Genomic DNA, 20,909 nt, shown 5'->3' with positions numbered 1-20,909 from the left:
TTTGACTCTGTGCGATTTGCACCTATGTTCAGATAATCTTTACCATTATCATGAGCTGTATTGCCTGAGAAGGTTGCAACGACAGAGTAACCATCTTTATTTGCTTCGGTTAAATCTGCAAACGCGTATTGACCATTAACATCTGTGGTTCGCGTGAGTGACACCACGCGACCAAACTTGTCTTTACCTGTCAGGGTCACTGTGATGTTTTCAAGCGCTTTATCTAGTTCAACAGCTTCTAGTTCACCATCTTGTAACGTGTCTAGGAATACACGACCAGAAATTGTGTAAGGGATCGTGCCAAGCTGTTCTGTGAAATCAACACTTACATTACGTGTGCTGCCAGAAAGAACAGCTACGACTGTACTGTTCGGGGTATTCGATGCTTTTTTTGCATTACCTTTAATTAAGTAATCTTTACCACCTTTATGGTTCTTCAAACCAGATGGTGATGCACTAACACTATAGCCATCAGCGTTCGATTCAGTTAAGTCTGAAAACACATATTGACCATTCACGTCTGTACTGCGAGTAAGCGATACCATTCGGCCAAACTTGTCTTTACCGTTGAGCGTTACCGTGATGTTTGCAAGCGCTTTATCTAGTTCTGCGGTTTCTAGTTCACCATCTTGTAGCGTGTCTAGGAATACGCGACCGGAGATCGAATAAGGAATTGTGCCTAGCTGCTCGGTGAAGTCCACGCTTGCTGAGCGTGTATTCGCTGTTAGATCAACCACAACTGTATTGCTTACCGTTTGCGATTCAGTGCTATTTGCACCAACAATCAAGTACTCTTTACCGTCTAAATGATTTGTCAGACCTGACTGTGTCGCTGTCACACTGTAACCATCTTTGTTTGCTTCTGTTAAGTCTGCAAACGTGTACTGACCATTGATATCTGTGGTGCGCGTTAGTGACACCACGCGACCAAACTTGTCTTTACCAGTCAGGGTCACTGTGATGTTTTCAAGCGCTTTGTCTAGTTCAACTGCTTCTAGTTCACCATCTTGTAAGGTATCAAGGAATACGCGACCTGAGATCGAATAAGGAATTGTGCCTAGCTGCTCTGTAAAGTCCACTGTTGCTGAGCGTGTATTAGCAGTTAGATCAATTACAACCGTATTGCTTGCCGTTTTCGATTCGGTGCGATTTGCACCAACAATCAAGTACTCTTTACCGTCTAAATGATTTGTCAGACCTGACTGTGTTGCTGTCACGCTATAACCACCTTTGTTTGCTTCTGTTAAGTCTGCAAACGTGTACTGACCATTGATATCTGTGGTGCGTGTAAGTGACACCACGCGACCGAACTTGTCTTTACCTGTCAGGGTCACTGTGATGTTTTCAAGCGCTTTGTCTAACTCAGCATCTTCAAGTTCACCGTCTTGTAACGTGTCTAAGAATACACGACCTGAGATCGAATAAGCAATTGCGCCAAGTTGCTCGGTGAAGTCAACGGTTGCGGTGCGTGTATTAGCAGTTAGATCAATTACAACCGTATTGCTTGCAGTTTGCGATTCAGTGCGACTTGCACCAACAATCAAGTAGTCTTTACCGTCTAAATGATTTGTCAGACCTGACTGTGTTGCTGTCACGCTGTAACCATCTTTGTTTGCTTCTGTTAAGTCTGCAAACGTGTACTGACCATTGATATCTGTGGTACGCGTTAGTGACACCGCTCGGCCGAACTTATCTTTACCAGTCAGCGTAACTGTGATGTTTTCAAGCGCTTTGTCTAGCTCTGCTACTTCAAGTTCACCGTCTTGTAACGTGTCTAGGAATACGCGACCAGATACCTGTCTATCACCAATTTTCGGTTTTTCAGTAAATAATACAGTCGGTGTTGAATTTAGTGTCGTGATCACAACTTTATCAACGCTATGATCAGCTACTTCGATGCTATTTAAATAGTCTTTACCATCCGCATACTCAGCAACAACAGCTTGCTTTAGCGTGTATTGCGCAGCAACTTTTGCAGGGTGTAACTCAGTAAATTCAACAACACCATTTTGATCTGTTGCACGAGTAATATTTAACTGCTGACCGAACACGTTAGTGCCAGTAAGCGTTACATTAACACCTTGTAGCCATGTATCTTCACCATTGAAAGTGCCATTTTGATTAATATCCAGCAGTACTTTCGCCACGATCTTTTTATTAGTCGGAGGGATCAATTCAGCAAAATACAGATCTTCACGAGTTTGTTTACGTGTTAATGTAATTCTCGTGATTTCATCTGTGCCGCGAGACCCTGCAACTTCTATGCGGTTAAAACGCTCAAGACCATCTACATAGTGTTGCGGTGGTGTTTGTGTCACCTTGTAGCCATCTGAGTTACTAGGTTCAAGACCAGTGAATTCAAATCGGCCTGAGGCATTACTCACAACCTGAACATTACTGATTGTTTTACCACTGATGGTAGTGCCTGAAAGCGTAAACTGTACGTTTTCTAGTGGCTGCTCTTTGCTTGCTTTTATACCGTCATCATTACTGTCGATATAAACGTAACCCGAGATAATACCTTCTTTTGAAAGCGTTAATTCGGCAAAGTTATATTCTGATAGCGTCTGTCCTGAAGCAAGGTTAACACTCAAGCTGTCACCCACACTGGGTTGCGCGACAACAGATGAAGCGATACTTTCTGCGCCATCTTCATAATTCGCGACCAAAATATCTTGTGATAGCTGCGTCAATGTATAACCACTGGTATTACTAGGCTGAATATCGCTAAACCTATAAGTGCCATCTGCGGCGGTTGTTTCACGCTTATCAACCGTGGCACCGGTATGATCAGTACCTGTTAATTGGATAACAATATTCTGAATACCAGCTTCTGCACCATCAAACACATTGTTTTCATTGGCATCTACAAATACACGACCCGATAAACTCGCAGGCTGTACTTTTAATAATTCAGCAAAATTTCGATTTTCTAACTTAGCTTTATTTGTAACCGTTTCTAACTGGATAACATCTGTGCCGCGCGTATTCTCGATAACAGCACCACCCTCACTTTCTAAACCATCATTGTATTCGCTTGGTTGAGTTTGTGTCAGACGGTAATTGCCGCCAGTAAAGTCATCAATAAGGTAAAAGCCTTGCGCATTGGTTTGAGTAGTTAAAGTCACACTTTTACTGTGTATATCTGTACCAGTTAAAGTCAGGGTGACATTTTCGATACCGCTAGTTTCTACAGCCTCTTTAAAGCCATTATCATTTTCATCAACCCAAACATAACCACTTACTGATGCAGCGCCACGCTCTGCAAATGTATGATTTAATGATGAGCTACCTGCTGTAAGGCGGATATTTGAGATTAGATCGCTATTTTCACTGTTAGTTAAAACTTCACCACTACGGCTATCTTTACCATCTAGGTATTGGTTTAAGGCTGTTTGGGTAGGTTGTGTGAGTGTATAAGTGCCTGGAGCAAGATCAGTAAAAGAAAACTCACCAGATCTGTTCGTCATCACGCTTTTTTGCGTGATACTGCCACCAGCATCTAGGTTACCATTCAATAAGATTTGAATATTTGCTAACCCACTGTCTGTTGTACTCGAAAATACACCATCATTTTGTAAATCGAAAAATACCTTACCTGAGATAATACCTTTGACTACAGGCGTAGTCGCAGAGTTACGATTATTCGTCTTATTGGTATCAAAGCCTTTTGTTTCAATCCATGCTTCATTCAAGACTTGTTCGCCACTCGGCATACTATTAAGCTTAACAGGAACACGAATTTCAATTGGCGTTTCGTTCATTGCAATCAGATCTATATCACAACGAATAAAGTCAGTTACTTGGCTGCTGCTAGGTGCGGTAGCTCGACTTGTAGTACATACCCCTTTAGAAGTACTGACTGCACCATTTAAGCTCAAGTAAGTTGGCAGATAGTCATAAACAACGTTGCCTGCGCTATCACCCGGGCCAGCATTACTTACTTTGATGATATATTCAAACTCACTCCCCACTGCAACTTGAGGCACAGATGCTTCTTTAGTGAGGGATAAGTCTACAGCCACCCGAATAGAGGTTTTCTCAGCTTCGCTATTATTAGCAGATACATTGTCTTTTTCATTTGAGAAAATAGTGGCCAACGTTTCTGCTACTTCACCGGTAGTCGAGGGGCGAGAAATCACTTCAAAAAACATATAGCGGGTATAAATTGCGTTATTGCCAGCTGTATTTTCTCGAAGCTCATACTCTTCTAAGCTGCTATCACTACTATTTTCTGGTCCTTGACAGCTAAACGTTGTTTGCCCTGTGAAACTTTGACCAGTGTTACTACAGCGTGCTTGAGACACTGAGCAAGTATTATTGGCACCGCTATCACATAAAAATTTAAGGGTTTGATTGACACCCTTAGGGGTCACTTGAAAGTCATACCCTACGCCGCTAGCAACAGATGTATTACCATCGTTATCAGTCAAGTATTCTAGATCAACTTTATACACCACAATGTTATCAAGAGAACCTGGGAACCCCCTTGGATTTGGATACCAGCCTAGCGGATCATCAATATCATTATTTTCAATTTTTAGGTTTGCTGTACGTGTTTTTACTTGCAAGGCCTGAGATTTACTGTTGTTACTCGATAAATTATCAAACTGCATATTGTCAGCACTGATCACAGATGTTCCATCAAGTCGCCAGTCCATTCGATTAGAAGCACTTTTTGGTAAAACTGTCACAACCACTGTTTGCGCTTCGTTACTTGCCAGCTCCCCTATATTACAAGTCAACCTATTCGCCGCAGAATTAAAACGACAGACATTGCTTTGTCCGCTTCTCGAAAAGCGGCTACTAATAAAAGTAAATGTATTCACTGCAGGTTTGGTAAATGTATGAACTAGCTCAACACCTGACGCTTTACTCGCCCCAAGGTTAGCTAGCTCAATGGTCATGATGGCGTTATCGCCTGTGCTTACAGGATTTTGCGCATAGCTCACTTGTGTGACTGCAACATCAAACTTAGCTGCAACATTACTCGCAACTTGGGCTGTATTATTTGCCGTTTCAAGGTCCAAATGAGTATTTGATGATACTGAGGCTTTATTGATAACCTGCCCATTAGTCAAAACAAATGGACGCGCGACGGTAATTGGGACTTGAACTTGATCACCTACAACAAAAACTTCATTTTTGACAAGGTGACAAAAGATCTGTGTCTTAGTATTTTCAAAACTACCAGTCTCTTTGCTTTGACAGCTAAATTGACTACCGCGCGAACTGGTTACTTTACTAGGAAAGCGAATAGCGGTTGCTTGACTGTCGTATTTCGATTTAAACGTTGCGGTAAAGTCATCCGTGATCAAAACAGCCGCTTTGCCTGTATTTGAACTAATTTTAATATCGTTTCCAGTGATATTTGAACCAGAAAGATTACTCACAGTTAGCGTATAATTAAGCTCGTTCTCAGCTGCTGACAGTGATGCTTTATCGACTATTTTTGATATTGCAAGATCCGCAGTTTGCGAACTTGTAATAGATTTGGTTCTTTGCGCACTAACCTCTGAACCACCCACATCTTTGGCTGTTGCAATGTTAGTTAATGTACCTTCAGCCACAGCTCGAGTGATAATGGTCACTTTATTGGTTTGAGTGCCGGACTGTAATTTATTACTAAACACACAAGAAACAATGCCACCAGTCCCGTTTGCTAATGGATCTCGATGTGTACACGACCAGTTACTACCACTGGCACTGACATACTGCTCCCCGTTTTTTAGTGCATCTTCAAGTGTTAATGTGCCTTGTGTTGCACCTTCGCCGTTATTTTTTACTTTAATAATACTCTCTATCAAAGCTCCTTTAGCAACTAACTTAGTATTCCTTGTATCTTTCGCACGCTTTGCTTTAGAAACACTTAATTTAACAGGGTTAATTGGTTTAAATTCCCAACCCGTGTATGAAGTTTGATAGTTACTACTACCATATCCAACAGAGAAAGTATTACGAGGGATCTTATCATTAAAAGGCGCTTTCACCGTTAATACGACACGCGTCTTGGTATATGCCGCAATAGAACTTGCAGTACAATTCAATGTTGGCGAAGTGATTGAACATGCCCAATCACTGGATGTTTGCCATGTACCATTCACATTGCGTTGGGATATAAAGCTAACCGGGGTATAACTGTCGCTTAGCGTATCTTGAAGCGTAACATTCGACGCCGCGCCCGCTCCCGTATTTTCAACTTGCAGATAATAGTTGAATGTTTGGCCCATGTAATTCTTATTATTCCAAGCCAAGTTAGAGGTCTTTTGTAACACAAGTTTCGCTGCGCTTGAGGCGACATTAAAAGAAACACTGCCTGTTGCAGCATCTCCTGTCTTTGGTGTCACAGTAGCTGTATTAGTAATACTATTCCCAACTGAAACAGCCTTAACCGTTAATTGAACTTGCTTAGTTTGATCTTTCGCTATTGATGCGACTTTTGGTAAGCAAGTTACTTTTTGGCCAGACACAGAACAATTAAAGTCATCTGAAGTAACGGCTGAACTTAGTGGAGAAATTAAAGCCACTTGGTTTGGTAGCGTATCTTCTAAGCTGATTAACTCTTTCGTATCTCCACTATTGGTCACAGCAATCTTAAAGGTAAATTGCTCACCACTTACAAAAGAGCTTCTACCCCCATCAATTGTTTTGCTCACACTGAGAGTCTGAGGAACAACAACATTAATCGTGCCATTCGCTGAATTATTACGGCTATTTAGGTCTACAGAGCCACCATTACTATCAGTAGCAATCTTAGCTGTCGAGGCATACTGGCCTTTAACTTGAGGAGATAATGCACGCACAACTATGACATCGCTGTCATTGATATCTAAAGAAGTTGCTCTACAAGAAACTTGCTGTCCGCTCCGATTACAACTCCACCCAGTCGCAGGTGTAACACCCTGAAAGGTAACGCCATCTTTCAAAGTGAACGTCATAATAGGTTTTAATGCTTTGCTTGGTCCTAAATTTCTAACTGTGATTTCATAACTGTGAGCCGTATTTGGATCTATGCCCCAATAACCTGGGATCTTTGTCGCTACAGATACTGCAAGATCTGCATGCTCTTTTAGCCTTGTATTCACAGTTTTACTGTTATTACTGCTATCAAGTTCAGCTGTATCACTTGAAATCGCGGAACTCGCCGTTACTACCCCACTCCCCAGTTGTGTCACACTTGATGCGAAGCTTAGTGAAGCACTCTGCCCAGATGACAAGGCACCTCTAGTACAAGTGATCACTTGGTTCGTTCGACTACAGCTCCACCCTGAAGTCTGGCTGCCTCCTGAGCTCCACTGTGCAAAGCTTGGCAAAGTATGCTTTAACACCACGTTAGCAGCGTCATCTGGCCCATTATTTTTAACTTGAACACGATATTGGTAAGTTTGATTGAGGTATACATCCGATGGATCTGATGTCAGTGTTGTGACAGCCAAATCAACACCTGCGACGATTGACGTATTTTGCGTTTCTTCGTTGTTTAGTAATTTAGAAGGATCTTCATTATCTGCAGAAATACGTACGCTAGGTTCAATGGTTAAGCCTGTTGCAGCAGTTGTAATTATGGTTATTTGCAAAGAGCCTGATGTTCGCCCTCGTATGCTTCCCATCTCACATCGTAATTTATTGCGTGATTTTCCCGCATCAAAGTAGGCTTGCACTTGGCAGCTACTGGTGCTCGAGACAAAATTGGTTGTTTCTGGAATGAAGAACTCAACCACAACATTTTCTGCTGTGTCTTCTTCGCTGTTAGTAAACTCGATGTTATATCTGACTTCTCCGCCACGAGGCACTGTGGTATCTATGTCTTCAAACGTAGATATTTGAATATCTACTGCCCACACCGAACTCGCTAAAAGCAAAAGCGGCAATAACATTAACTTTAATAGCTTACAGAACATCCCAAGAACCAAATTTACCTAAATTAAACACAACGCAAGTCGAGCGGGAAATTCTAATGATAAAGGAGGGTGTAATCCAGTGTAATATGCACAAAATTAAAACAATTTCAGATGATTATGGAAATAATATGTAGAAGTTGATTTTTAGGTAATATTTAGAGATGAGGGTTTAACTTTAAAAGCAATACTTTTTGGTAGAAGCGTAATGTGCTGTAATATATGCAATTTAGCTACTATTTCACCAAAAAAGCAGTGTTCATTGCTCCATGCACTTTGTAGAGAAACAAAATATAGCAAAGTTTCTAATCTCAAAAGCCGGCTATTTCCCTATACCTGAAACAAACCTTTGTTGATAATTTTGCAACGCAAGCGCATTTTGTTTTGCGTAATGATGTAAAGCGCGCCAATCAATTACTTGCTTCGCCTTTACGGCTTGATTGGTTTCTTCAAGCGCTTGGGCGAGGGCTTTTAGACCTAACTCAATACATTCTTGTATTAAGGCCTGTAATTTTACTTCAAGCTGATCGATGGCTTGAATATCTGCTAAACCTTGCAACTGAGCAAACTCGTAATCAAAAGTATCCGCTAAATACATTAATTTCGTATTTAAGAAGTGACTATCAAATTGCTGATTCAAACGGTGTATTAACGCTTCGTCTAATAACTGCAAAGGGTTTATTTGTGTTGTATGTGCAGTACCCACATGCTCCAGCACGGATAACAGTGTAGAGCCTGATACCGGCTTTTCTAAACAGTAAGCAATGCCTTGTTGTAAATATCTTTGTTGTGCTTGTTCATCAGCATCACCTGTCAATGCAATCACTGTCGGAGCCTGAGCTGGCTCAAACTGGCTTTGTAAATTTTGCCACCACTCTAAACCGTGGCCATCAGGTAAATGCATATCGAGTAAGATAACATCAAACTGATTATCAACCATACTCTCACTGGCGGCTTTGAGCGTTCTCACGTACTCACACTGCATCTTGGTATCTTGTAAGTAGTGCTTAAGCACCTCTTGATTCAAAAGGTTGTCTTCAACAATAAGAATGCGATTAGATGCGAGCTGTTCAGGTGACTTTACGTTACTTTGCTCTACTCTTCGCTCTGGTGTCTCACAACAGGACAGAACTAAATCAAAAGTAAAAACAGTGCCTTTACTTAGTTCACTGTTCACCTTTAATTCTCCACCTAAGTTTTCTACAAGTTGCTTACTTAAACTTAAACCAAAACCTGCACTATTACTGATGTTATGCTCAAGTTGGCTGCTCGCAAAAGGCTCGAAAATATAATCCAGTGCGCTTTTACTTAAGCCCACGCCTGTATCTGAAACTGAGAACCTCACGACTTGCTTAGTGTCGCCCGCTTGCGCTTTTTGCTCATGCATACTGACGGATAAAACGACCTCACCATGGTCTGTGTATTTAATCGCATTAGACACTAGGTTCTTTAAGATCAATGGAAGAGATTCTTTATCTGTTAGAAAGTAAAGCCCACTCAAGCGTTCATCAATACGCAGTTTAAAGTTTAAGTCTTTGTTTTTAGCAAGTGGCAAAAGTAATTCATGCACAGTTTGCGCTTGCTCGGCTAGACTTGTGGGCTTAAGTAAAGCGCTGACTTGCTCGCCCTTCGCTTGCAGTAACACTTGATTTGCCAGATCTGAGAGTGAAAGCGCAGCTTCACTGATCACATCACACAATTGCGCATGTTTTTGCGGTTCACGGGGTATACGCTTTAACATATCAGCGTGACCCACAATGGCATTCAAAGGCGTTCTGAGTTCATGACTGAGCATAGTTAAGAAACGCCCTTTTAATAAACTGGCTTGGTTATTCTTTTGCGCTAAAACAGCCATTTTCTCAAGCTGCTGTGCACCACATAAGAGGCTAAACGCCACACATAAAATAATTGGCAAACATACCGTGGCGGCAATCACTAACACCTGAATGGTATTTAAATTCATTAATGCTGCGCTCGCAGGCTGTGCATCTAATGTTAATAAATGAATAGATAAAACGGCAAACACACACAAGCATGAAACCAAAAAGCCCCAACGCGACAAATTAGTGCGCTGATGTTGGCTAGGTGTGCAAATCATCAATGAACGAATGGACAACCCCATGGCGATTGATACCAAAGAATATGAAGCGATATAACGCATTGCTCTGTTTGAATCTATAAAGCTAAACCAGATTGTGAGTCCAAAATACACCACACCTATCGCGAGCCATAGTTTTGGAGAGTGTGACACTTTAAAGAATTTTTCTGTGCCTGAAACAAAGAAGTAGAAAGTCGCGAATAGACAAATAAGGGCTGCAAAAGTAATCGTTTCTGGCTGGTAGCTAATTCCAATTAACAGCAAACAGGTCAGTGCCATCAACTGCATAGAGTACATCCATTGCTTAACGCCATTAGCGCTCTGATACATGAACCAATTAAGGGTCATCACACCAGCAGAAATAATCGCTGTTAACGACATTATTGGCATCGCGAAATGTAGCTCTTGCATAATCCACTTATTTTAAACTAGGAAATTAGGATGAGTCTAATATTTAAAAATATGATTTTAAAGCAAATTAATAGAGTAAGTATATTACTCTACATTACAAATATTTAGTCTTTTGCAATAGTCTACATGGCTGGTTAAATTACAGCCAGCCTTTTTGTTTAGCTATTCGGGCCGCATCAACTCGATTTGTTGCGTTTAGTTTCGCAATCGCTTCTGATAAATAATTTCTTATTGTGCCTTCACTCAAAAACAATTTCTGTGCAATTTCAGTGGTTTTTAACCCTTCACTGGCAAAACGTAGTGCTTTACGCTCTTTCTCAGTGAGAGGATCATTGTCTTCTAACGCACTCATCGCCAATTCAGGATCAATGACTTTTTGCCCTACCATGACTTTTTTCAGGGTATTGACCAAATACTCACTGGGGGCTTCTTTAAGCACAAACCCTTTCACCCCCATGGCCATGGCACGTCTAATATATCCCGCCCTTGAAAAAGTCGTCATTATGACCACTTTACTATTCGGGTAGTCTTCTATGACTTGCTCAGCAAGTTCAAGTCCAGTCATGTTTGGCATTTCAATATCAGTGAGCACAATGTCGATATCATGCGCTTGAAGCGCATTTAACCCTTCTAATCCATCTTGAGCTTGTGCAATCACTTCTATTTGCACATCTAATCCTAACAAGGCGCTAATGGCACCTCGTACTAACCCTTGGTCTTCGACGACTAATACTTTGATCATGCAATGTGCTCCTTAAACTGAATGTTGATGGCCATACCTGAGTCTGTGTTGATATCACACCGACCTTGCAATGTCGTAACCCTGTCTTTGATCCCTTCAACGCCATTGCCACACTGATACTTTTTAACGATACCATCGTCTTTAATAAGCACCTTTGCAACCCCATTATGGGAACTTAATTGTAATTTAACATGCTTTCCTTTGCTATGGCGGATAATATTGGTCACCGCTTCTTTAAAAATAAAACACAAATTAGATTCTTGTTCTGCAATTAACACGACCCGATCAATTGATTGCTCGACAATAAAGCCTGCATCTTGCAAACGTGCGATTAATACATCAATCTGCGCATATAGCCCCACTTGTTTTAAACCAGAAACGGCTTGTCGAACCTCGCTTAATAAGTCTCGGGCTAATTGCGCCACCTGCTCCGATTCTTGTGAAGCTTGTTCATTTGCTCCAGCCGCTGTGAGCTTACTCGCCAACTCTGCTTTTAGCGCAATTGATGACAGTGAATGGCCTAGTAAATCATGTAAGTCTCGAGCAATACGTTCTCGCTCAGCAATTGCTCCCAACTGCTCAATTTGTTGCTGGTCTTTGGCTTGTTGATCACGATAGAGTCGCTCTCTTTGCTCCATCATGCCAAAGATAAACAAACCGATACTGACAATCGCTGCTGGAGAGACGAAATACAGTGATTTCACAGGCACAAATAAAAATGCACTAATAAAAATAACCACCAGCAATGCTGCCATCATCATAAAGCTTTGCTTTCGGCGATAATTAAAACCACAAAAGAAGCCAATAAAGCCAAATAGGGAGTGAGTGCCATAGGTTACGTAAGTACCTAAGCAGCAGAGTAAAGCCATGGCAGCTAGACTGGGTGTTACTGACTCACCTTTCTTATACAAAGCAATACCATATAAAAAAACAAAAAACGCATAGATAGCTAGCTGCGCCGTAATATCACCCACTGATAACGACTGCCAATTAGTCAGTAAAGGAAAAAAGAAAAAGCTTGAGAAAAATAGTGGCCCCCAATTCCAAAACTTTTTATTGGGGTGGGCTAATGCCATATTGTGGGGCTTGTTCAGCATGTTCATTCCAGTTCTGGGTCAGTCTGTTATTGTAGTCGTACTCGAAAACATAATAGGTACATATACTTACATAGACTAACTGCTATTCATAATTTGTTTAGTGACAAGTGTCATCAATGATAGACTCAAAAAAAAGACAACACGACACACTCATGCGCTCAGAACAATCTGCACTTATTCAGCTCCATACTGCCGTACTGCTGTTCGGTGGTACTGCATTATTTTCTAAACTCATTGCCTTATCAGCGCTTGATATTACGGTATACCGTACAGCCATCGCCTTTATTGCCCTAGTTTGCTTACTCAAGTTTCAAGGCAAAGCCATCGCCCTTAATCACAAAAAAGATTACGGCATCGCAATAATTTTAGGTATTGTCGTTGGCTTGCACTGGGTTACCTACTTTGCAGGTATGCAATTAGCAGGCATTGCGACAGGCATTATCGCTTTCTTTACCTATCCGGTGATTACCGTATTTCTAGAACCCTTTTTTAGTAAACAGAAGCTTAAAAACAAAGATATCATCAGTGCTGTGACGGTTTTATTCGGGATTTACTTGCTCGTACCAGAGGCAAACTTAGGCAATGACGTCACATTAGGCATAGTCACAGGCATTTTCTCAGGGTTGTTATTTGCGTTAAGAAACCTGCTACAAAAGCAATATTTCTCAACTTATAGCGGCCCTCAGACTATGCTTTATCAAACTATAGTGGCGAGTTTAATGCTATGTGCTTTCGTTGATGTTGGTCCGACAGATTTACCCGAACAAGATATATGGTTACTGTTATTAGCAGGTATTATTTTTACCGCAGCGCCGCATGCGCTATTTGCCAGCAGTTTAAGATTCTTATCTGCAACAACAGCCGGGTTAATTTCTTGTTTACAACCCTTGTACGGCACCGTATTGGCTTTTATGCTATTGTCAGAACAGCCAAATATGATGACTTTAATAGGTGGTTTGCTGGTTGTTAGTGCAGCCTGTTTTGAAACTTGGTCAATCACAAGGAAAAAAGCCTAATGCAGATCTTTGCGCACCGAGGTGCCAGTGGTAACTACCCTGAAAATACAGCTTCTGCCATTACAGCGGCTTTGCAAGCACAAATTGATGGCATTGAACTCGACGTACAAAGTTGCGCCGATGACTTTGTGATCATTCATGACTCTTGGTTAGACCGCACAACCAATGGTAATGGCCGAGTGGTTGATACACCATTTTCAGAAATCAGTAAGCTTGATGCTGGAGAGGGTCAACACGTCCTTAATTTACAACAGGTACTCGAGCTGATTGGTACACAAACTCAAATCAACCTAGAGCTTAAACACACCTTTGGTTTAGATAAACTGGTTCAAATCCTCGAAAAAAGCGTGGCTGAGGGCATTATTGAGCGTGAACAGCTTTTACTTTCCTCGTTTGATCACCACCAGCTAAAATGGCTTAAGCAAAATCTGCCTTGGGTTAAAATAGGCGCGTTAACCGCCTCTATCCCGCTTAATTATGCCTATTTTGCAGAAAACCTGCATGCCTACAGTGTGCATTTAGATAAGAACTTTATTAACCATGAGTTTGTGGCAGATGCCAAGCAAAGAGACCTAAAGGTGATGACCTATACGGTCGATAAACAACAAGAAATAGAAGAAATGCAGAACTTAGGCGTAGATGGTATTTTTAGTAATTACCCGTGCTACGCTAAAATGATTTTGTCGCGATAATGCAAGAAATCTCTAGTATGTTCTAAAATTAAAAGAAATTGGCAAATCAAGAGCCAAAATATGAGTCTATACATGAGTTTATATAATCAAATTGAACAGAGTTTCTTTTTTACTCTGTCGAGAAAAATTTTCGGCAACCTGAGCTTTTTATTTGCTTTGCAGCTCGTTACTTTATTTTGGCTGTATGCAGAATTAACTGAAGACAAACAAGGCACAGGACTATTTTGGTTAATGGCTCTTGGCGCCATCGGTGGATTTATCTTCACGCTATTTTATATGCGTTTTCTTATCGTGCGTCCAATCAAAGCCATGCGCGATACGTTAGAACAAATAAATAGAGACGATGGTAATTTAGAGGCGAAGTTACCGCAATTTACTTACGACGAGTTCCGTGAAGTCAGTGAGCAATACAATCACTTTACCAGCCGCTTAAGTGAACTACTCAACACCACTTATCATAGTGCTGAAGTCGCAGCACACTCTAACCAAGAAGTCACTCGCTCTATGCAGCAGACCTCTGAATTGGGTGCTCAACAGATTTCGAGCAGTGATTCTATCATTGCCGCCAGCGACCAAGTGACCCATAGCTTACAAAGTATTGTGGGTAATACCGATCATGTATATCAAGCTAATACCGAAAGCCTGCACTTTGTGCGTGGTTCATCGCAGTCTTTGTCTACTTTAGTCGGTGAGATTCAGCACATCACGCAATTACTTGGCAATTTCGCCAATACTGTTGCAGGACTAAAGGAGAACAGTGACAACATACGTAGCATTCTCAAGATGGTTGAAGAGTTTTCGGACCAAACTAATTTGCTGGCGCTGAATGCTGCAATTGAAGCTGCACGTGCTGGTGAAGCTGGTCGAGGTTTTGCGGTGGTTGCCGATGAGGTTAGAAACCTATCAGTTAAAGTAAACGATGCGACGCGTCAGATCAGCGACTTCATCAACCAAATGGATGTGTTAGTTGGTGAGACACATCAAGAGTCACAACAGTTGATCAGTCATTCAAGCTCGGCTGAGAAAGCCATCAGTGAAACGTCAGGCGGCTTTACCAACATGTGCAGTGACTTTGAGCATAACCAAACTCAACTCGAAGAGATAGTGAGTGCAGTACATCAACTTGAAACAACACAAAACCACACCCATCAAACTGTACTCAATATTGTTGAACTTGCGCAACAGGCAAAACAGCAAATTGATGCCGCTTCAGAGCAGTGCCAACAAGCTCAAAAACTCACACAAACGACGCAAAACGAATTACGTCGCTTCGTGAGATGATTAAAGTAAGGTGTCACATGTGTTAGGCACGTGTGACATCAAAGGCAATCACCTCTTTAATTGACGACTTGCCCGTCGCTAGCATTACTAACCTGTCAATGCCTAGCGCGACACCCGAACATTGCGGCAAACCATGCGCGAGCGCCGCTAAAAAGCGTTCATCTACTGCCACTTCTGGCAAGCCCATTTGCACTCTGAGCTGGTTATCTTCCGCAAAACGAACTGCTTGCTCTTTGCTATCCGTGAGTTCATTAAAGCCATTGGCCAATTCCATGCCTTTAAAATACAGCTCAAAGCGCCCTGCTACCCGTGTGTCATCCGGATTTAATTGCGCTAAGGCCGCTTGTGAGGCCGGAAAGTGATATACAAAACAAGGCGCTTCAATGCCAATTTTAGGCTCGACTTCCATGCAGAATAGCAACTGTAGAAGCGTGTCTTTATGAGTTTCGTTTGCGGCAATATCGCCATAGCCTTTTTCAGTTGCGAGCTGCTGTAGCTCGCTTAGGGTTGCTTCAAGCGGGTCTAGCCCTAATACATCTATAAAGACTTGTTGATAACTCACAGAGCTGGCTTTTTTGCAGTTTAAAATAAGCTGCATCAGCTCATCAATTTCGCTCATTAAATCAAATTCATCAAACCCCGGGCGATACCATTCCAACATAGTGAACTCAGGATTATGATGACGACCCGACTCTTCATTACGAAATGCTTTGGCTAATTGATAAATTGCGCCACTGCCTGCGGCAAGTAAGCGCTTCATGGCAAACTCAGGAGAGGTTTGCATGTATAAAGGCAAACCTTCGGCATTACCAGGGCCCACAAACTCAGTCACAAAAGTCGCTAGATGAACGTCTGTCACACTGGCAGCCGATAAGCTTGGCGTTTCGACTTCCATCACATCGCGCTGTGCAAAGAATTGGCGAATTTTCGCGATAATTACCGCACGCTGTTTGAGTGTTTGAAGATCCGCACTCGGTGCCCAGTTAATTTCAGACATACTATCCAACTCTTTCAAAAATTCATTTTAACCATAAAAAATCCCAGCATAAGCTGGGATTTTTTGGTCTCAGAAATAACTAGAAATTACTTCACTCGACCTACGTATTCACCGCTACGCGTATCTACTTTCACTACTTCGCCGATTTGAACGAATAGTGGCACACGTACTACAGCACCTGTAGTGAGAGTTGCAGGCTTACCACCTGTACCCGCAGTGTCACCTTTAAGACCAGGATCAGTATCTGTGATCTCTAGCTCTACGAAGTTTGGTGGTGTTACCGCGATTGGGTTACCGTTCCAAAGTGTAATTGTACATACGTCATTTTCAACTAACCATTTTACGTTGTCGCCCATTGCTTTTTCGTCAGCAGCGATCTGCTCAAATGTGTCATTGTTCATGAAATGCCAGAACTCACCGTCTGTGTATAGGTAAGCTAGCTCAGTTTCCATTACGTCAGCACCTTCTACTGAATCACCAGACTTGAATGTCTTCTCAAGTACTTTACCTGAGATCAGTTTACGGATCTTAACGCGGTTGAACGCTTGGCCTTTACCCGGCTTAACCATTTCATTTTCTAAGATGGTGCACGGCTCGCCATCGATCATAATTTTTAGGCCGCCCTTGAACTCGTTGGTGCTATAATTCGCCATCGGTATCCTCTAATCTTCTTTTATCGAGTAATAAACCTGCTAATGATACAAACAAATGAAGTAAATTTGCATAGTAACTGGCAAAAAGAATTGGCAAATGTGGTCACTTGCCCAAAAACTCTAGTAAAAATGCTTGGCATCGACGGTCATTTCAGCGAAAAAGACCTAGAAGCGCGTCGTTTATTCCCGATGCGTGTGCCACTGCCATTTATAAAGAAGATGCGTTTTGGCGATCCGAATGACCCCCTATTACTGCAAGTGCTACCTCAGCACCAAGAATTTATTACTCAGATCGGCTACAACAAAGACCCTCTCGAAGAGCAGCAAAGTGCCATACCTGGTTTATTGCATAAGTATCGCTCTCGTGTGTTGGTGATGTTTAAAACCGGCTGTGCAGTGAATTGCCGATACTGCTTTAGGCGTCACTTTCCTTATCAAGATAACCAGGTAAATAAACAGGCTTTGCTCGAAGTGGTTGAGTACTTAAAAAATCACACGCATGTGAATGAAATCATTTTAAGTGGCGGTGATCCATTAATGGCCAAAGACAACGCCATTAGTTGGTTTTTAGAACAGTTAGAGCAACTGCCACAAATTAAACGCCTGCGTATTCATAGCCGCTTGCCTGTGGTGATCCCTGCACGTATTACGCCTGAGTTATGCGAGCGATTTAAAGCGAGTCCGCTAAAAATCATCTTTGTGAACCATATTAATCACGGCAACGAGATTGACGATGATTTTGAAAGCGCCATGCAAATGCTTAAACAAGCCAATGTTACGCTACTTAACCAAGCGGTTTTGTTAAAAGGGATAAATGACACTGTAGAAGCGCAAGTAGCACTGAGCGAACGACTATTTGAGGCGGATATTCTGCCTTATTACCTACACTTACTAGACAAAGTAGAAGGTGCCAGTCATTTTGATATTTCTGAAGAAGCTGCGCTTAGCTTGATGGCGGGTATGCTTGCTGAACTTCCTGGGTTCTTAGTACCCAAATTAGTGAGAGAAATCGGTGGCAAAACAAGTAAGACACCGATTGATTTACAGCTGGGCTAATACCAATCGCGAACGATTAAACGTACACGTTAATATTATTGCCCAAAGTTGCTGTGGTTGATTGTGCTGGACTCTGAGCTGCCGAACTAGTACTTGCAGCATCAATCAGAGCAAGTGCCGCTTTACCTTCTACCTGCTGCTGCTTTTTGGCTAAAGCAGCACTCACTACTTTACCGCCCTCACCAGCATCAGACATTACAGGTAAAGAACCTCCTGAAATATTCATAAGCATGTACCTGACTTTTTAATTGAATCCTCGTACACTATCGGCCGATTTACCGACAACTTTAGGAAAAACATGCAAGCTGTTATTGAAAAACTCAATGAAAATCTAAAAGTCGTTTACCGTCAGGCACTTGATGCAGATAAAAAATTAGATGAATTGCAGCAACAAGGGCATGGAAAATTCACCGCACTATTCGATAAAAATGCGGGCTTTGATTTTGAAGCAAAACGCTTCAAGCCTTATGTACTTGATACAGCCGCAGACGTTGAAGCACTCAGCAAAATGGAAAATTTAGACGAAGAGAAATTAAAAGCCGTGGTGTTTAAGATCCAAAATCTACTGCAATTGCTAGCTACATTTAAATAAGCCTCACGACCTCCCTTCTTTTAGTTACAAAAAAGCTGTCTTACGACAGCTTTTTTGATTATACCTACTATTTAGACTTATTGGCTCTTTGCTTATTCGCTCCAACTTTCGGCTTAGTATTGGCCTTTTTAAACTGACTAAACCCGGTATGACGTGTCAGAGCTGGTTTGCCGCCCTTGCGAGCTTGCTGCCCATTACCTGTGCCTTTTTTGCCACGCTGCGCTTTTTCTTGTCTGGTTTCGTCTGGCACCAAACAATTCGGTCCACCACCGATTAGATTTGCCTTACCCATTTTACGTAAGGCTTCTCGGATCATCGGCCAGCCTGCAGGATCATGGTAACGCAAAATGGCTTTGTGTAAGCGACGTTGTCTTGCCCCTTTCGGCACACTCACCACTTCTTTGTTGTTCTTTATATTACGCAGCGAGTTCATCTCTGTATGGTAAATCGTGGTCGCATTTGCCATAGGAGACGGGTAAAAGTTTTGAACTTGGTCAAGTTTAAAATCATGGGCTTTTAGCCACAGCGCCATGTTCACCATATCTTCGTCGGTCGTACCTGGGTGAGCCGAAATAAAATATGGGATCAAATACTGCTTTTTACCGGCTTCTTTAGAGTACTTATCAAACAACTCCTTAAACTTGTCATATGCCCCCATACCCGGTTTCATCATCTTTGAAAGCGGACCAGATTCGGTATGTTCAGGCGCAATTTTCAAATAGCCGCCAACATGGTGTGATACCAGCTCTTTTACATAGCGAGGATCTTCAATTGCTAAGTCATAACGTACACCAGATGCAATGAGGATTTTTTTGATGCCTTTCACATCACGCGCTTTACGATACAAGTTAATCGTTGGCGTGTGATCGGTATCCATATGCTTACAAATATCAGGGAACACGCAGGATAAACGTCGACAGGTACTCTCAGCCTTTTTGCTCTTACAACGCAGCTTATACATGTTAGCTGTTGGGCCACCTAAGTCTGAGATAACACCAGTAAAGCCAGGCACTTTGTCACGAATTTGTTCAATTTCATCTAAAATCGACTCTTCTGAACGACTTTGAATAATGCGTCCTTCATGCTCTGTGATAGAGCAGAAACTACAACCTCCAAAACACCCCCGCATGATATTTACCGAAGTTTTGATCATGTCGTAGGCAGGGATCTTTTCATTGCCATATTTTGGGTGAGGCACACGCTGGTATGGCAAACCAAACACCATATCCATTTCTTCAGTTTCTAAAGGAAACGCAGGTGGGTTCACCCATACATAACGGTCACCGTGACGCTGATATAACGCACGAGCACAGCCTGGGTTAGTTTCTTGGTGCAAAATACGTGAAGCATGAGCATAAAGCGGCTTATTCACGCTTACTTGCTCAAACGCCGGAAGTTTTACGTAGGCTTTTTCCCATGGTTTTAATTTGGGCGGTTGAACCACAATAGGTTTAGCTTCTTCGGCTTTTAAATCTATGCCCGCTTTAGCAAACTCAGATTTACTACAGCCCACATCATCAGCGCCATATGGGTTTGGAATTGGGTCGATTTTGCCCACTTTATCGATTGCAGTTGAATCACTCCCGCGCCAGCCATCTAACGGCTCTTTACGGATAACCGCTGTACCGCGAATATTCTGGATCTGGCTAATGTCATCACCCGCTGCAATACGATGTGCCACTTCAACTAATGGACGCTCAGCATTACCGTAGATGAGTATGTCAGCCTTAGCATCAAAGATGATGCTACGACGCACTTTTTCTTGCCAATAATCGTAGTGAGCAATACGGCGTAAGCTGGCTTCAATACCGCCAATTACCAGAGGTACATCTTTATAAGCTTCGCGACAGCGTTGGCTATATACTACAACCGCTCTGTCTGGACGTTTACCACCGACATTACCCGGCGTGTAAGCGTCATCGTGACGCATACGTTTTTCAGCCGTATAACGGTTGATCATCGAGTCCATGTTGCCAGCGGTTACACCAAAGAATAAGTTTGGTTTACCCAGTGACATAAAGGCATCTTTATTTGACCAATCGGGCTGCGCAATAATGCCGACTCTAAAACCTTGTGCTTCTAGCACACGACCAATGACAGCCATTCCGAAGCTAGGGTGATCTACATACGCATCACCGGTTACTAACACAATGTCACAGCTATCCCAGCCTAGTTCGTCCATCTCTTGTCGAGTTGTCGGAAGAAAAGGTGCATTGCCATAACATTCCGCCCAATATTTGGGATAGGAAAACAGTGCTCGTTCCGCTTTTAACGCGTTCATGTAAATTGCCCCAATAGAAAAAAGGCGCGAATTATACCGCATATCGCATCGTGCTGGAATCTGAAACAGCGCTAGTGAAGTTCCATCGTTGATGG

13 protein-coding genes are annotated in these 20,909 nt (G+C 42.2%); 5 read left to right on the top strand and 8 right to left on the bottom strand.

Annotated features, from left to right (window positions below; genetic code table 11):
- The 4 genes from AC1HJP_RS15750 to AC1HJP_RS15735 form a co-directional block, all read right to left on the bottom strand.
- A partial coding sequence (locus AC1HJP_RS15750) for an SdrD B-like domain-containing protein (protein ID WP_480362613.1) occupies nucleotides 1–7,844 on the bottom strand: 7,844 nt, incomplete at its 3' end.
- 376 nt (nucleotides 7,845–8,220) lie between these two features.
- Nucleotides 8,221–10,407, bottom strand: coding sequence for an ATP-binding protein (locus AC1HJP_RS15745; RefSeq protein ID WP_480362612.1), 2,187 nt, complete (start codon nucleotides 10,405–10,407; stop codon nucleotides 8,221–8,223).
- A gap of 139 nt (nucleotides 10,408–10,546) precedes the next feature.
- Nucleotides 10,547–11,149, bottom strand: a complete 603-nt coding sequence (locus AC1HJP_RS15740; protein WP_480362611.1) for a response regulator transcription factor — start codon at nucleotides 11,147–11,149, stop codon at nucleotides 10,547–10,549.
- The gene (locus AC1HJP_RS15735; RefSeq protein WP_480362610.1) at nucleotides 11,146–12,246 is read right to left on the bottom strand and encodes a sensor histidine kinase; all 1,101 of its coding nucleotides are present in this window, start codon (nucleotides 12,244–12,246) and stop codon (nucleotides 11,146–11,148) included. The genes AC1HJP_RS15740 and AC1HJP_RS15735 overlap by 4 nt, the downstream gene beginning before the upstream one ends.
- A 152-nt stretch (nucleotides 12,247–12,398) precedes the next feature.
- On the opposite strand from AC1HJP_RS15735, the gene AC1HJP_RS15730 reads away from it, so the two are divergent.
- From AC1HJP_RS15730 to AC1HJP_RS15720, 3 genes are all read left to right on the top strand, one after another.
- On the top strand, nucleotides 12,399–13,262 hold the full coding sequence (locus AC1HJP_RS15730) for a DMT family transporter (protein WP_480362618.1): 864 nt from the start codon (nucleotides 12,399–12,401) through the stop codon (nucleotides 13,260–13,262).
- Nucleotides 13,262–13,954 carry a glycerophosphodiester phosphodiesterase gene (locus tag AC1HJP_RS15725; RefSeq protein WP_480362609.1) on the top strand — a complete coding sequence of 231 codons (693 nt, stop codon included), beginning with the start codon at nucleotides 13,262–13,264 and terminating at the stop codon, nucleotides 13,952–13,954. The genes AC1HJP_RS15730 and AC1HJP_RS15725 overlap by 1 nt, the downstream gene beginning before the upstream one ends.
- Nucleotides 13,955–14,026: 72 nt before the next feature.
- Nucleotides 14,027–15,235, top strand: coding sequence for a methyl-accepting chemotaxis protein (locus AC1HJP_RS15720; protein WP_480362608.1), 1,209 nt, complete (start codon nucleotides 14,027–14,029; stop codon nucleotides 15,233–15,235).
- A 22-nt stretch (nucleotides 15,236–15,257) separates the two neighbouring features.
- Here AC1HJP_RS15720 and epmA read toward each other — a convergent pair whose 3' ends face one another.
- Together epmA and efp are read right to left on the bottom strand one after the other, a co-directional pair.
- Entirely contained in the window at nucleotides 15,258–16,232 is a 975-nt protein-coding gene (gene epmA / locus AC1HJP_RS15715; protein WP_480362607.1) for an elongation factor P--(R)-beta-lysine ligase, read from the bottom strand.
- 86 nt (nucleotides 16,233–16,318) lie between these two features.
- On the bottom strand, nucleotides 16,319–16,885 hold the full coding sequence (gene efp / locus AC1HJP_RS15710; protein ID WP_058028675.1) for an elongation factor P: 567 nt from the start codon (nucleotides 16,883–16,885) through the stop codon (nucleotides 16,319–16,321).
- 42 nt (nucleotides 16,886–16,927) lie between these two features.
- Between efp and epmB the strand changes: the two genes are divergently transcribed.
- Complete coding sequence (gene epmB, locus AC1HJP_RS15705; RefSeq protein ID WP_480362606.1) at nucleotides 16,928–17,941, top strand: EF-P beta-lysylation protein EpmB; 1,014 nt, start codon at nucleotides 16,928–16,930, stop codon at nucleotides 17,939–17,941.
- A gap of 16 nt (nucleotides 17,942–17,957) precedes the next feature.
- On the opposite strand, the gene AC1HJP_RS15700 is transcribed toward epmB, so the two are convergent.
- Nucleotides 17,958–18,167, bottom strand: coding sequence for a hypothetical protein (locus tag AC1HJP_RS15700; protein ID WP_390448164.1), 210 nt, complete (start codon nucleotides 18,165–18,167; stop codon nucleotides 17,958–17,960).
- A 72-nt stretch (nucleotides 18,168–18,239) separates the two neighbouring features.
- Between AC1HJP_RS15700 and AC1HJP_RS15695 the strand changes: the two genes are divergently transcribed.
- Nucleotides 18,240–18,533, top strand: coding sequence for a hypothetical protein (locus AC1HJP_RS15695; RefSeq protein WP_058028672.1), 294 nt, complete (start codon nucleotides 18,240–18,242; stop codon nucleotides 18,531–18,533).
- A 67-nt stretch (nucleotides 18,534–18,600) separates the two neighbouring features.
- Here the strand turns inward: AC1HJP_RS15695 and AC1HJP_RS15690 are convergent, their stop codons facing one another.
- Entirely contained in the window at nucleotides 18,601–20,814 is a 2,214-nt protein-coding gene (locus AC1HJP_RS15690; RefSeq protein ID WP_480362605.1) for a YgiQ family radical SAM protein, read from the bottom strand.
- Nucleotides 20,815–20,909: the final 95 nt, after the last annotated feature.

This window comes from Pseudoalteromonas sp. NFXS53 (assembly GCF_056629255.1).
The sequence above is the reverse complement of the archived record's forward strand: the minus strand, read 5'-3'. Positions and strand labels throughout refer to the sequence as shown.

Excerpts from the sequence above, each read along its gene's own strand:
- AC1HJP_RS15745 (WP_480362612.1), bottom strand. The coding sequence starts at position 10,407 with ATGCAAGAGCTACATTTCGCGATGCCAATAATGTCGTTAACAGCGATT.
- AC1HJP_RS15740 (WP_480362611.1), bottom strand. The coding sequence starts at position 11,149 with ATGATCAAAGTATTAGTCGTCGAAGACCAAGGGTTAGTACGAGGTGCC.
- AC1HJP_RS15735 (WP_480362610.1), bottom strand. The coding sequence starts at position 12,246 with ATGCTGAACAAGCCCCACAATATGGCATTAGCCCACCCCAATAAAAAG.
- AC1HJP_RS15730 (WP_480362618.1), top strand. The coding sequence starts at position 12,399 with ATGCGCTCAGAACAATCTGCACTTATTCAGCTCCATACTGCCGTACTG.
- AC1HJP_RS15725 (WP_480362609.1), top strand. The coding sequence starts at position 13,262 with ATGCAGATCTTTGCGCACCGAGGTGCCAGTGGTAACTACCCTGAAAAT.
- AC1HJP_RS15720 (WP_480362608.1), top strand. The coding sequence starts at position 14,027 with ATGAGTTTATATAATCAAATTGAACAGAGTTTCTTTTTTACTCTGTCG.
- epmA (WP_480362607.1), bottom strand. The coding sequence starts at position 16,232 with ATGTCTGAAATTAACTGGGCACCGAGTGCGGATCTTCAAACACTCAAA.
- efp (WP_058028675.1), bottom strand. The coding sequence starts at position 16,885 with ATGGCGAATTATAGCACCAACGAGTTCAAGGGCGGCCTAAAAATTATG.
- epmB (WP_480362606.1), top strand. The coding sequence starts at position 16,928 with ATGATACAAACAAATGAAGTAAATTTGCATAGTAACTGGCAAAAAGAA.
- AC1HJP_RS15700 (WP_390448164.1), bottom strand. The coding sequence starts at position 18,167 with ATGAATATTTCAGGAGGTTCTTTACCTGTAATGTCTGATGCTGGTGAG.
- AC1HJP_RS15695 (WP_058028672.1), top strand. The coding sequence starts at position 18,240 with ATGCAAGCTGTTATTGAAAAACTCAATGAAAATCTAAAAGTCGTTTAC.
- AC1HJP_RS15690 (WP_480362605.1), bottom strand. The coding sequence starts at position 20,814 with ATGAACGCGTTAAAAGCGGAACGAGCACTGTTTTCCTATCCCAAATAT.